Origin of the sequence: Frankia sp. Cppng1_Ct_nod, from assembly GCF_920656135.1 — a bacterium.
In the GTDB taxonomy this organism is placed as follows: domain Bacteria; phylum Actinomycetota; class Actinomycetes; order Frankiales; family Frankiaceae; genus Protofrankia; species Protofrankia meridionalis.
This window is the reverse complement of the sequence record NZ_CAKKTK010000033.1, coordinates 33,809-46,743: the sequence shown is the minus strand read 5'-3', so window position 1 is coordinate 46,743 and position 12,935 is coordinate 33,809. Positions and strand designations below refer to the sequence as shown.

Below are 12,935 nucleotides of genomic sequence, written 5' to 3'. Positions count from 1 at the left end.
GCGATCAGCCGCCGTATCACCTCACCCCAGCCGTGTGGGTCCTCGGTGAGCACGGTGAGGCGGGCGCGTACGTCCTCGGACCGCTTGGTGTCATGCGTCGACAGGGTGGTCATGGTCAGCGGCCAGGCCCGCTGCATGGTCGCGTTCGCCTCGTGGAACTCGTGCACCGCGCTGTGCGGATGCCCGGAAGGAAAGGCCGGGAGGTCCCCGGGAGCGCCGCCGACCTCGTTGAGCGCGATCATCCGGCCGTACCGGTAGAAGGCGGTGTCCTCGACGCCCTTGGCCATGACAGGGCCGGTGGTCTGCTGGAAACGCACCACGAACTCAGCCGGGCCGGACAGTGCCAGGTCCTCGATGAGGTCGATCTCGATCGAGCGCCGCGGCAGCGACTCCCGCGCACGTTCGCACGCCCCGACCACCTGCGCCCGGGCGTCGAGGGTCGCCACCCCGCCGGGCCGAACGTAGGCGCGGTAGACGGTGAAGGCGGCCAGGACCTCGCCTAGGGCGTCGCGTAGGCCGACTCGGGTCAGATCCGCGCGGCGGCGGCGGGCCTCGGTCAGCGCGAGTGCGGCGAGCCTGTCCAGCTCGGGTCGCAGGGCGCCGGCGAGGACGTCGAGCTTGGCCTTCCGGCCGACCGCGGCGAAGTCCGTGGTGGAACCGGTGATGTCGGCGTACAGCAGGGTGAAGGGCCTCGCCGCGGCCGGGTCGACGAACAGCCGGGTGAGCCGGTTCAGCGCGTCGTAACCAGTGGTGCCGGCACATGCCCAGGAGTCGGGCAGGGTCTCGCCGGGTTCGAGGACCTTCTCCACGACCGTCCACACGCCCCCGGTGGCCTCGGACAGCCGGCGCAGGTAGTCCTCGGGGTCGGCGAGGCCATCCGGATGGTCGATGCGCAGGCCGTCGACCGCGCCGGTACGCACCTGGTCGAGGAGCACCCGGTGGGTGGCGGCGAAGACGTCCGGGTTCTCCTGTCGGAGACCGGCGAGGGTGGTGATGTCGAAGAACCGGCGGTAGTTCAGCTCGGCGTCGGCGACCCGCCAGAAGCACAGCCGGTAGTGCTGCCGTTCAAGGGTGGCCGCCATGTCACCCGGGTCGGCGGTACCGTCCGCGACGGGTAGCAGATGGTCGTGATAGACGATCACCCAGTCGCCGTCCTCGTCGGTGGCGAGACGGATCTCACCGTTCGCGAGGCATTCGGCGAGGGCGGCCCCGAGAACCGGAATGATGATCTTTCCGGGGTTGTCCGGGGTGTTCCAGTCGATGTCGAACCAGGACGCGTACGGCGACGCGGGGCCCTCCCGCAGCACCGACCACCAGAGCGCGTTGGCCGACTCGGGTGCGGCGACCGCCATGTGGTTCGGGACCAGGTCCACCACCAGGCCGAGGCCGGCCTTGCGGCACGCGGTGACCAGCCGTCGAAACCCGGCCGGTCCGCCGAGTTCGGCGCTGATCTGGTCGTGGTTCACCACGTCGTAGCCATGGGTTGATCCGTCGACCGCCTCGAGCACCGGCGAGCAGTACAGGTGGGTGATGCCGAGCGCGGCCAGGTACGGCACGATCACGGCTGCGTCGGTGAAGGAGAACTCCATACTCAGCTGCAGCCGGTAGGTCGAGACGGGAACCGGCCGGGCCGGCTCGGCACCGCTGCCGGCACCGGCGCCCCGGCGGATGTCAGTCGGCACAGCGCAGCACAAGTGTCGAACGGGAGTCGACCTCGATCAGGTCGTCGGCCTTCACGATCAGGTTGGCCGTCCGCGCGTTGAACGGGTTGAACGGGTTGAAGTCGGCGGTCGTGGCCACCTCGGGGGCGGGTGTGCGGGTGTCGACGACGATCTCCCAGCTGGTACCGAAGTTCTCCGGGGGAAGGTGGAAGCCGAGCGGTTCGAAATGGGCGTTGAAGAAGAGCAGGAACGACTGGTCGACGACCTCCTCGCCGCGCTGGTTGCGGTCGGGAATGCCATGGCCGTTGAGGAACATCCCCAGCGACCGGGCAAGGCCCGACTCCCAGTCGACGTCCGACATCTCGGTACCGTCCGGTCGCAGCCAGACGATGTCCTTCAGGGCTTCTGTGCCGTCGAGGGCCTGTACGCGCTCCGGGGCTTCTTCCGTCCGGAGGGTCTCGCCGCTCGAAACGGTGCCCGAACCGCGTATCGGGTGTCCCTGGAAGAACCGTCTGCGGCGGAACACCGGATGTTCCCTGCGCAGGTTGGACAGCATCGCGGTGAACTCGATGAGGCCCGCGTTGTGTTCCGCGAGCGACCAGTCGAGCCACGATATCTCGTTGTCCTGGCAGTAGCCGTTGTTGTTGCCCCGCTGGGTGCGTCCCATTTCGTCACCGGCGACCAGCATGGGAACGCCCTGCGACAGGAACAGCGCGGTGAGGAAGTTCCTGACCTGGGCGGCTCGCAGTGCCAGCACCTCGGGATCGTCCGTCGGCCCTTCCAGGCCACAGTTCCAGGACCGGTTGTCATCCGACCCGTCCCAGTTGTCCTCGCCGTTGGCTTCGTTGTGCTTGTCGTTGTACGAGACCAGGTCGTGCAGGGTGAAGCCGTCGTGGGCGGTGATGAAGTTGATGGACGCCGACGGCCGGCGCCCGTCGGACTCGTACAGGTCGCTCGACCCGGTCAGCCGGGAGGCGAACTCGGCGATGCCGTGGTCCTGGCCTCGCCAGAAGTCCCGCACTGTGTCGCGGTACTTGCCGTTCCACTCGGTCCACAGCGGTGGGAAGTTGCCGACCTGGTAGCCGCCGGCGCCCAGGTCCCACGGTTCGGCGATCAGCTTGACTTGTGAGACCACCGGGTCCTGCTGCACGAGGTCGAAGAAGGACGACAGCCGGTCGACGTCGTAGAACTCCCGTGCCAGGGTCGCGGCCAGGTCGAACCGGAAGCCGTCGACGTGCATCTCGGTGACCCAGTAACGCAGTGAGTCCATGATGAGCTGGAGAACGTGCGGATGGCGGACCCTCATGCTGTTCCCGGTGCCGGTGTAGTCCATGTAGTAGCGCGGGTCGTCCTCGACGAGCCGGTAGTAGGCGGCATTGTCGATTCCACGGAAACACAGCATGGGTCCCATGTGGTTGCCCTCGGCCGTGTGGTTGTAGACAACGTCGAGGATCACCTCGATGCCGGCGTCGTGCAGATCCTTCACCATCAGTTTGAACTCCTGGACCTGCTGCCCGGCCCGGCCTGCGGCGGCGTAGGCGTTGTGCGGAGCCAGGAACGCCAGCGAGTTGTAACCCCAGTAGTTGCGCAGCCCGCGGCTGACGAGGTGCTCGTCCTGTACGAACTGGTGGACGGGCATGAGTTCCACAGCGGTCACGCCGAGCTTGCGATAATAGTCGACCATGACCGGATGCGCGACACCGGCATAGGTGCCCCGATATTCCGGCGGCAGCCCCGGATGGGAGATCGTGAGGCCGCGGACGTGGGCCTCGTAGATGACGGTTTCGTTGTACGGGGTACGGGGCGGGCGGTCGCCATTCCAGTCGAAGAAAGGGCTGATGACCACCGACTTCATCATCCGGGACGCGGAGTCCTCGGTGTTCATGCTGTCAGGGTCACCGAAGTTGTAGCCGAAGACCGACTGGTCCCAGTCGATCTCGCCGTCGACAGCCTTCGCGTACGGATCGAGGAGAAGCTTGTGGGGATTGCAGCGCAGCCCCCGTGCCGGGTCGTGGGGGCCGTGAACCCGATAGCCGTATCGCTGGCCGGGGCCGATGCTCGGCAGGAAGCCGTGGTAGACGAACGCGTCGACTTCCTTCAGCTCGACCCGCGTCTCGGTGTCGTCCTCGTCGAACAGGCACAGCTCGACCTTCTCGGCAACCTCGGAGAAGATCGCAAAATTGGTGCCGGTGCCGTCGTACGTGGCACCGAGGGGATAGGGACTGCCCGGCCAGACCTGCAACATACGCACGAAGCCTACGGGTGGTTGGGGATCCATGGCCGACCGGCGCGGGCGAAGGCCCGTGGGTCGGGTGAGTCCAGGCCGACGGTTCCTGATCGTCTGAAGGTGATTGTTGTAGCTGGACTCAAACACACCACCGTGTGATCATGCGCGGAAGTATATGATCACGCGTGGATTCGGTCCGAGCGTGTTGTTGATCACGACGTCCGTTCCGCTTGGGACGGCCCGGCGGGCCGCGCCGAGGCGTTCGGTATGGCATCGGTCTCGGTTCGTGGGAATTCCGGTGCTGCCCGCCGGGCCGGCGGGCAGCGGTATGGCGCCGGGTCACCAGATCGGTGCGCAACCGCGATGAACCATCCGGGCGTCGCGGGAGAAACCGGGTCCGACCGTCAGGGGGGTGGGTCTGGAACCCGTGTGCACCCCATGGCACCATCGGTACCGCACGACGCGGACGATCGTGGAACGAGGTCGCAGGGGAAGGCGTAACTCGTCGACGGAGGTCCTGCGTGGTCGCAATGTCATCAGCACGAGATCTTGTTTCGGGTCCGGCGTCCTTCAGGGTTTCCGGCGTACTCGCGGTTCTGGCCTGCCCGCCACCGCTGTGTCCGCACCTGGAGTTTGCCGTGTCCGCCGTGCTGTCCTCGCCGGTGTCGCTGACCTGGTCCGAACAACCCCGCTCGGCCGGTTCGTTGTATGCGTGCCTGGAGTGGCGTGCACCCAGCGGAACGGCGGGGCGGCTGGCCGGTCAGCTACGCCGACTCGGCGCGGTGTCCTTCGACGTGGTCGAGGGTCCGTCGCCAGGCTGTGACTCGGAAAGGTACGCCCACGCGCCGGACCTCGGACTGCACCGTGCCTCGATCGCCGCGAACGGCGACATCGTTGTTGGCGAGGCCGCGCTACGGGCCCTCATCGAACGTGGAGAGGGACGCGAGACTCTTGCCAGGGGTCTGCACCGCCTTCTCGGCACGGCGTGGGATGATGTTCTCGAACCGCTGCGCCAGGGAGCCCACGGGGCACCTGTCACGTGGCTGCGACGGACCGGCTGACCCGACGTCCCGGCATACCTGACGACCCCGACCGGCTGGCTCACCTGGGGGTGCAGCCCGTCGGCGCCTTGGCGCGGTCCGCGGCTGGTGCTCCCTGGGGCACCTTGGTCGGTGTGGTGAAGGCCACATCTGCTGGGGATCGTCCAAGCGGGCACATACCCCACCGGTCGTGCGTTGTGGGTTGCGCACGAGGAGCGCACTCATTCACGGGAGTATTTCAGTGGCCACCGATTACGACACCCCCAGAACCACCGACGCCGAGGAGGTCTCAGAGCAGAGCCTGGAGGCACTCAAGGCGCGGCGGGCGGATGCGGCGGCCGACCTCGGGGACGAAGTTGACCCGTTCGAGGCCGAACTCGACCTGCCCGGCACGGACCTGTCCGGGGAGGAGCTGACGGTCCGGGTGCTGCCACGGCAGGCGGACGAGTTCACCTGCAAGAGCTGCTTCCTGGTTCACCACCGCAGCCAGCTCGCTGACAGCCGGCGGATGATCTGCGCCGACTGCGCAGCCTAGAGCGCCCGAGGGTAGGACGTCGCAAGCTGGACGGTCCTATCCTCGGGCGCTTTCAGGGTCTGTCCGCGTGAGCCTGCCTGATGGACACGAGCAAGGACCATCAGGTGGGCTCCACTGCGATCACTACGATCGGCTGTTCGGCTCCGAGAACCGTGGTCCGAGGCCTGTGGTCTCACGGACCTGGCGACCGCTCAGGTACGACGGTGACACCCGCCTCCCGCAGCTGCGCGACGGCCCGTTCATCGTCACCAGGCTGGAGCATGACGAAGCGTGTCAGGGCAAGGGGGACCACCACACCGTAGCCGAGTGCCCGTCCGTCGAGGGCCGTCGCCTTCACGCAGTGGTCCCCGGCGAGACCGACCACGACCACCGTGTCGATCCGGTGGGCGGCGAGGACGTCGAGGAGCCCGGTGGCATGCGGGTCCCCGGTGAGCGGGTCTCGCACCGTGAACCCCGAGTAGCCGTCCTCACCACCCGTCCCCTTGCGCACGACTGTGCCCTGGACCCGGAGCTCCGGATGCAGCGCCGCACCCACCGTCTCCCGCACGCAGTGCGGCGGCCACAGACCCCCGCTGGTGGAGAAGTGCGGAGTCGTCGGGGGATGCCAGTCCTGGGTGTAGACGACCGGGGAACCCGCGGCCGCGGCCCGTCCGATCTCGTCGTTGACGGCGGGGATGATGCTTTCGCCGCCGGCCACATACAGACTCCCCCCGGGCGAGGCGAAGTCGTTCTGGATGTCGATCACCAGGAGAGCGACGCGCGGTCCGTATCCCTCGGTCATAGCCCGATTCTCGGGCGTTGCTTGCACCGGCGGACCACCGGGGCACGGACGGCGGTCTGTTCGGCGTCCGTCGTATGCGCTCGGTATCCGGGCGCTCACGGTTTCCTGATCTGCCGCGATCCGGTGCTGTCGCCTGGCCGGATTAAGGTAGGCGGGTGCGCAGCAGAGACTATGGGCCTGACGTGCTGGCGCAGGACGGACGTGCCCGGCCCGCGCCCCCACCCGCCGTGGAGGCCGAACGGGATCTGGTTGTCGAGGACGCGGCGACCGGTTTCTGCGGAGCGGTGGTCGAGGTCGAGGCGGGCGGTGTGGTCCTGGAGGACCGTCACGGCCGGCGCCGTGCCTTTCCGCTCGCCGAAGGAACGTTTCTGCTGGATGGCCGGCCGGTGACGTTGACCCGGCCGCGACGCTCGGCGCCCACCGGCCCGGTGCGGACGGCGTCCGGGTCCGTGGCCGTGCGCGGTCGTCCGGCCCGGGTCGCGCAGGCGAGCCGGATCTACGTGGAGGGGCTGCACGACGCCGCGCTCGTCGAACGCATCTGGGGGGACGACCTGCGGGTGGAGGGGGTGGTCGTGGAAAGCCTCGACGGGGTGGACGACCTGCCCTCGCTGGTCGCCTCCTTTCAGCCTGGGCCGCGGCGCCGGCTCGGCGTGCTCGTCGACCACCTGATCGCCGGCTCCAAGGAGAGCCGGATCGCCGCGTCCGTGACATCACCCCACGTCCTCGTCACCGGGCATCCGTACGTCGACATCTGGCAGGCGGTCAAGCCAGGGTCCGTCGGTATCGCGGCCTGGCCACAGGTACCCCGGGGCCAGCCGTGGAAGGAAGGGGTGTGCCGCGCCCTCGGGGTCGCCGAACCCGCCGACATGTGGCGCCGTGTGCTGGGCGGCGTCCGGTCCTACAACGACATCGAGGTCGGGCTCCTCGGCGCGGTCGAACGCCTCATCGACTTTGTCACCGAGCCGGTGAACAGCCCCGGCCACCCGGAATGACACCACATCCGGTGGGCATTTGATGCGTTTTCGCCCACGTGTGCCGGCGGTGGCCGTCGTGGCCATTGCGGTCGCCGTGGTCGCGGTGGTGGGGCTCGCGGCGGTGGGGCTCGCGGTTCACGCGATGCGCTTCGGCCCGGGTGTGTCATCGGGCCGTGTCCCGGCGGGTTCGGCGGCTGTCGGGCCGTCCCTGTCGACAGGGCCGAACTCTCTTCACGGACGCGCCGTCCTGCTCGACCCCGGGCACAACGGCGGCAACGAACAGGCATCCACGGTGATCGCTCGGAAGGTCGACGCCGGCGGTGTCGAGAAGGAGTGCGACACGGTCGGCGCGGAAACCAACGCGGGATACCCCGAGCACGCCTTCACCTTCGATGTGGTCAGCCGGGCGGCCGTGCTCCTGCGGGGACGCGGTGCGCGGGTCGTCCTGACCAGGACGGATGACTCCGGGGTCGGTCCGTGCATCAACGAGCGGGCCCGGATGGGCAATGACGCGCACGCCGACGCCGCCGTGTCGGTGCATGCCGACGGTGGGCCGTCCGAGGGCACCGGATTCCATGTCATCGCCCCGAGCCTCGGCCCCGACGGTGGCGACGCCGCGATTCTCGCCCCGTCGGCCCGCCTCGCGGACGCCGTGCGTAACGCCTTCCAGCGGAGCACCGCCGAACCGAGGGCCGACTACATCGCCACCGACGGGCTCGCGTTCCGTGCGGACCTCGGTGGTCTCAACCTCTCGCGGGTGCCCAAGGTGTTCATCGAATGCGCCAACATGCGCAACGCGCAGGATGCGGTGAGGGTCTCGGACGCCACCTGGCGGCAGCGTGCCGCGCAGGGCATTGCCGACGGGATAACGTCCTTCCTCACCGCTCCACCGTCCGCAGCGGCCACCGTCCGCGGCGGTAATGCGGCACGGGAATATCCGGCCGGACGGTGGGGGCGAATTTGGAAACGCCCGGCCTGGCATGTAAGGAAAACCCGGGTGGACGATACTGGGATCGAACCGGTGACCTCTACCGTGTCAACGGTGCGCGTTTCATCCCGATGGTTGTTTTAACCGCTTTTGTCCCTTACCTCCCCGCCCGGTGGAGCGATGTAGCATGGTGGATGGCGGCGTAGCCGTGCACCGATCCGTACCGTGTGATCAGGTTGGCCAAGAAGAACCGCATGATCTCAGCGGGGGCGCGGCCGTAGGCGGCCCGGTAGCCGCCCAGATCCCGGAAGTTGTGCAGACACTCAAACGCTATATGTCTCCCCACGCGGGTCACCTTTGGCGGGGGACTGGGATGGTTGGGCTGGCCCCGGAGCAGAAGCGGCAGCTGACCAGGCGGAGGAAGGCCAAGCCGAAGTCTTGATCCAAGCCGGTATGTCGTCAGAACAATGATCTTTTATGTAATCCATAGAAGATCATCTATCTTACCTGGTCGGTCGGGGTGGGCGATACTGGGATTGAACCAGTGACCTCTACCGTGTCAAGGTAGCGCTCTCCCACTGAGCTAATCGCCCGAGTTTATTCAGGTTTGTTGCAGAGGCGGAGGCGGGAATCGAACCCGCGTACAGGGCTTTGCAGGCCCTTGCCTAAACCACTCGGCCACTCCGCCGGAGAGGCCGGGACGGGCTTGACCTCACACAATCTCGAGCGGACGACGGGATTCGAACCCGCGACCCTCACCTTGGCAAGGTGATGCTCTACCAGCTGAGCCACGTCCGCGCACTCCGCCGTTTGGCGGTGCAGCTAGCACTCTATCGGACGATCGGGCCGGTCGTCGAACTGTCCGCCGTCCGCTGTGACAGCGGTGTGAAGTTCCTGTGTCGGCGGTCCTGCGGTGGCCCGTACCCGGCGCGGTGGTGGGTACGGCCGGCCCGTTACCGGCGCAGGCCGGCGGGCCCCGTGCCGGTAGCGTGATTCGGGTGGAGGGTACGCCGCAGGACAGTTCCGACCGGGACTCGCAGTCCAGGTCGCGGGTTGTTCTGGGCCGCGCCGGGAGATTCGTGCCGCAGCCGGCGGCGGGCGTCGGGACCGAGGGCCGACGGCGCCATCCGCGTCGGATGCCGTCCTTCGCGGTCGTGGGCGGCCGGCTGGCGACCGGGGTGACCGACGTCACGGACGACCTCGCGGCTCTCGACGGGAGCGGGTTCTGGATCGTGGTGGTCGACTTCGAGGGCGCCGCGCGGTGTGTCCGCTTTGCCGACGTCCGGCCCGCCCCGCCGCTGGCGGCTCTCGCGAGCCGACCCTGGCACGGCCCGGCACGCGTGGCCTGGACGAGCAGCCTGGACCGTGCCGGGTACATCGACCGGGTGGGCCGTATCCGGGCCGAGATCGCAGCCGGTGAGGTCTACCAGGTCAATCTGTGTCGGGTGCTGTCCGTACCTGTGGCGGACGACGGTGCGGAGGGGATCGCCGCGTTGGGGATGGCGCTGGCGCGCGGCAACCCGGCGCCTTATGCGGCCGTGATGTACGTCCCCGAGGCGGATGTCCGGGTGGTCAGCGCCTCACCGGAGCTGTTCCTGTCCCGGCGGGCCGACGTTGTGCGGTCAGGGCCGATCAAGGGCACCGGCCGGGTCGCGTCCGACCTGAGGGCCAAGGACGTCGCCGAGAACATCATGATCGTGGATCTGGTTCGCAATGACCTGGGCAGGGTTGCGCGTCTCGGCGGGGTGAGCGTCCCAGCGCTGTGCGCGGTCGAGGCCCATCCCGGCCTGGTGCATCTGGTGTCCACTGTCGAGGCGCGGCTGCGACCGGACGTCGGCTGGCCTGAGCTGTTCGCCGCGAGTTTCCCGCCTGGGTCGGTGTCAGGTGCGCCGAAGTCGAGCGCGCTGCGGATCATCGCCGAGCTTGAGTCGACGCCGCGTGGGCCGTACTGCGGGGCGGTCGGCTGGGTGGACGCGGGGCGCGGCCTTGGCGAGCTCGCGGTCGGCATCCGGACGTTCTGGTTCGCGGCCGGGTGTCTGCACTTCGGTACCGGCGCGGGAATCACCTGGGGTAGCGACCCGGAGATGGAATGGCGTGAAACGGAGCTCAAGGCTGAACGTCTGCTGGGGATCGGCTCCGTCACCCCGGTCAACGGTGTAAGCGGAATGTGATGTCCTGTGGACACCTGACATCGCCAGGCCGGGGCAGGCAGTCGCCCCGGCCTGGCGATGTCAGGTCTGTGGCCCGCCCCAGATAAGCAGCGCGAGTTCGGCGTCCAGATCGACCACGTCGCTTTCGCTACCCAGTGGCACGACCGAGTAGGTACGACGCAGGAACGACAGCACCTCCGACCGCGGCATCTCGAACAGCGCGTGGCCCGAAGGGCTGGAAAGGGAGAGGCAGACAATCCGTCCGCCGGACTGGGCCGCCGGCCATACCTGCACGTCCCCGTCGCCGGCTGGCCGCCGGACACCGTCGCCGAGCAGTTGGCGGGCGAACGTCCACTCGACGACCTCGTCCGCGCCGGTACGGAACCCGATGCTGATCGCGTAGGGATCCGCGGGTTCGTAGCGCATCGTCGCCGCGACCGGGACGGGTGCACCGCCCGGCACGACAAGCCGAAGTGCGAGCTCTGCTGTGATGGAATCATGGCGAATTGTCATCGGGCGGCCTCTCAGTGCTGCGGTGGTGCGGGCGAGCACCCGTGTAACGAGATGGTTCCCTCTTTGAGCCTCGTTGGAAACAAGGTTATGCGACTTGAACATCCGTTACGCCGGTTCGGAAGAGTTGCCCGGCATGGCGCAGGTGTACAGGTCCCAGCTACCTGGTGTGGACCACGGCCGGTGTCGGCTGCGGCCGTCTGAGTCAGTTCGCGCCATGTGGCAGAACCCCCGTAGGTCGATTACCTTTCGTAGTTGAATCGCTACTGCTGTTGTGCGTGTTGGGAGAGGTCTACCCCTCCCTCGCGCGTCCCAATCGAGGTGAGTTGTGTCCGGATCGTGACCGAACGGACCCCACTGCGCAAGGCTTAACGTCGCTGACACCGCAGACCGCTCCCGTACGGCGAGTAGTCCATGTCTCGCCGGCTATCGCCTCGACCCTGGATGCAGGGCCGAGCACGGCAGCGTAGTAAGCTTCACGTGTCCTCCCGACGGATGGTCGGGGCGTATAGCTCAGTGGTAGAGCGCTGCCTTCACACGGCAGAGGCCCGTGGTTCGAAACCACGTACGCCCACCAATGACCTGGGGCCGGTGTGCCTGCGAGCTGTGCTTGCGTGCCACTGGCCCTTCGTCATGTCTGCCCGGGGGCGCCCCCGGACCCCCGATGTGAGGCTTCGCCCCGTAAGGATGCCGATGGTGCTGCGTGATCGGCGTGCTCCGGCATTCTCAACTCGACGGGTGCGTGGGGGTGGTCGTGGGCACGGTTCTCCAACGATCAGGGTCGGGTCCACCGAGCCAGCGGTCGATGTCGGCCCGCCACCACACGCGGGTTCCGGTCCAGGCCGCAGTGCTGTTGATTATGGCGGCTGGTTCCGGCGCTCGCGGGTCGTTCCGTAGCCGCAGGTCAGCGGCCTGGCGAGTGACTCCGAGTGCAATGGCGATATCGGTGGACCCTACGAGTATCGGCGGGTCTTGCACGAGCGGACGATAGCCGGCTTGCACTGGTTCGGACAGTGGAATGGCGGCATGTGCCGCTGGGCTCACGCACCGGCATGTCCGATTTATCCGTATCTGAATCGGCATCCGCTTTGTCTGACGACGTAGGCGTGACGTCAGGTCATCGGATGCGCGCCCTATCGGATAGGTTCATGTCGCGTTTTGTACTGGACGCCGATGCCTGGCGCTGCGTTCGCGCCCGGCGGGTGGTCTCCACCGGGACGCTGTTGGGGGGGCGGCCATGCTTTCGTCCGACGACGACGACGCGCCGTCCGTCATTAACGCCGCGGGGCGGGGCGCACCACCGTTCGGGTCGGTTCAGCCGGGCGACGTAGCACCTGACCGGACGCTGACCAGCAGGAACGGATCTTACCCGGATGGTCCGGCTACTGGCCGTGACTGGCCTGGGCATACCTTCCTCGGCCGCATCGACTCGCGGCTGCACCGTGAACTGCTGAGTCTCGGGCAGACCGTGCGGTTCTCCAACGGCGCCGCCTTTATCGTGGAGGGGGCCACCGACCGGGACCTGTTCGTGCTGCTTGACGGCGTGTGCAAGGTAACCGGGGTGACCCCGCACGGAATTCAGGCGTTACTTGCTGTCCGCGTCGGCGGGGACGTCGTCGGTGAGCTCGCGGCCATCGACGACGAGCCCCGCTCTGCGACGGTGACCGCTGCCGGTGACGTTCTCGCACGGCGGATCGGCCCGGACGACATCCGGACCTTTCTCGCCCGCCACCCGTCGGTGGCGGCAGAGATGAACCGCGCCGTCGCCGCGAAGCTACGATGGTCGACCCGGCGTCGGGTCGACTACGGAGACCAGGTGAAGATCCGCTTGGCCCGCGTCCTGGTCGAACTGGCCTATCTGCACGGAGAGCCGGTCAGCGACGGCATCGCGATCGGCGTGCTTACCCAGCCTGAGATCGGGGCGTTGATAGGCGCCGGTGAGCCGAGCGTGCACAAGGCACTCGCGCTGTTACGGGCCGCGGGTGTCCTCAGCACCCGCTACCGCCGGATCGTCATCCACGACCTGGACGCGCTCGGAACCGCCGCTGACGGCGCCGTCCATCGTTAGCCCGCCCGCCTGCGCCGATTCTTGCGCTGGAACCTGCCCGGACGCTGAGGGACGGCTGCAA

The 12,935-nt window shown here is 67.9% G+C and carries 10 protein-coding genes and 4 tRNA genes; 7 read left to right on the top strand and 7 right to left on the bottom strand.

The window, feature by feature from the left end:
* A partial coding sequence (gene treY / locus NBW77_RS11800) for a malto-oligosyltrehalose synthase (RefSeq protein ID WP_250279692.1) occupies positions 1-1,589 on the bottom strand: 1,589 nt, incomplete at its 3' end.
* Positions 1,590-1,671: 82 nt separating this feature from the next.
* The gene (gene glgX, locus NBW77_RS11795) at positions 1,672-3,906 is read right to left on the bottom strand and encodes a glycogen debranching protein GlgX (protein WP_131746435.1); all 2,235 of its coding nucleotides are present in this window, start codon (positions 3,904-3,906) and stop codon (positions 1,672-1,674) included.
* A 503-nt stretch (positions 3,907-4,409) separates the two neighbouring features.
* Between glgX and NBW77_RS11790 the strand changes: the two genes are divergently transcribed.
* Together NBW77_RS11790 and NBW77_RS11785 are read left to right on the top strand one after the other, a co-directional pair.
* Positions 4,410-4,949, top strand: coding sequence for a DUF3145 domain-containing protein (locus NBW77_RS11790; RefSeq protein ID WP_131746403.1), 540 nt, complete (start codon positions 4,410-4,412; stop codon positions 4,947-4,949).
* A gap of 220 nt (positions 4,950-5,169) precedes the next feature.
* The gene (locus tag NBW77_RS11785; RefSeq protein WP_131746404.1) at positions 5,170-5,463 is read left to right on the top strand and encodes a DUF4193 domain-containing protein; all 294 of its coding nucleotides are present in this window, start codon (positions 5,170-5,172) and stop codon (positions 5,461-5,463) included.
* Between the two features lie 172 nt (positions 5,464-5,635).
* Here NBW77_RS11785 and NBW77_RS11780 read toward each other — a convergent pair whose 3' ends face one another.
* Positions 5,636-6,244, bottom strand: a complete 609-nt coding sequence (locus NBW77_RS11780) for an isochorismatase family protein (protein ID WP_250279688.1) — start codon at positions 6,242-6,244, stop codon at positions 5,636-5,638.
* A gap of 155 nt (positions 6,245-6,399) precedes the next feature.
* Between NBW77_RS11780 and NBW77_RS11775 the strand changes: the two genes are divergently transcribed.
* A complete protein-coding gene (locus tag NBW77_RS11775) occupies positions 6,400-7,236 on the top strand; it encodes a DUF3097 domain-containing protein (protein WP_250279687.1) in 837 nt (278 codons plus the stop codon).
* Between the two features lie 58 nt (positions 7,237-7,294).
* Positions 7,295-8,290, top strand: a complete 996-nt coding sequence (locus tag NBW77_RS11770; protein ID WP_349816998.1) for an N-acetylmuramoyl-L-alanine amidase — start codon at positions 7,295-7,297, stop codon at positions 8,288-8,290.
* A gap of 377 nt (positions 8,291-8,667) precedes the next feature.
* Here the strand turns inward: NBW77_RS11770 and NBW77_RS11765 are convergent.
* The 3 genes from NBW77_RS11765 to NBW77_RS11755 form a co-directional block, all read right to left on the bottom strand.
* A tRNA-Val gene (locus NBW77_RS11765) sits at positions 8,668-8,739 on the bottom strand.
* A 23-nt stretch (positions 8,740-8,762) separates the two neighbouring features.
* Positions 8,763-8,834: transfer RNA gene (locus NBW77_RS11760), tRNA-Cys, on the bottom strand.
* A 37-nt stretch (positions 8,835-8,871) separates the two neighbouring features.
* A tRNA-Gly gene (locus tag NBW77_RS11755) sits at positions 8,872-8,944 on the bottom strand.
* A 281-nt stretch (positions 8,945-9,225) separates the two neighbouring features.
* On the opposite strand from NBW77_RS11755, the gene NBW77_RS11750 reads away from it, so the two are divergent.
* Positions 9,226-10,317: a chorismate-binding protein gene (locus NBW77_RS11750; RefSeq protein ID WP_502799474.1), complete on the top strand. Its 1,092-nt coding sequence runs from the start codon at positions 9,226-9,228 to the stop codon at positions 10,315-10,317.
* 60 nt (positions 10,318-10,377) lie between these two features.
* Here the strand turns inward: NBW77_RS11750 and NBW77_RS11745 are convergent, their stop codons facing one another.
* Complete coding sequence (locus NBW77_RS11745; RefSeq protein WP_131746406.1) at positions 10,378-10,809, bottom strand: SsgA family sporulation/cell division regulator; 432 nt, start codon at positions 10,807-10,809, stop codon at positions 10,378-10,380.
* Between the two features lie 499 nt (positions 10,810-11,308).
* Between NBW77_RS11745 and NBW77_RS11740 the strand changes: the two genes are divergently transcribed.
* Positions 11,309-11,383 (top strand) — tRNA-Val (locus tag NBW77_RS11740).
* 660 nt (positions 11,384-12,043) lie between these two features.
* Entirely contained in the window at positions 12,044-12,874 is an 831-nt protein-coding gene (locus tag NBW77_RS11735; RefSeq protein ID WP_131746407.1) for a Crp/Fnr family transcriptional regulator, read from the top strand.
* Positions 12,875-12,935: the final 61 nt, after the last annotated feature.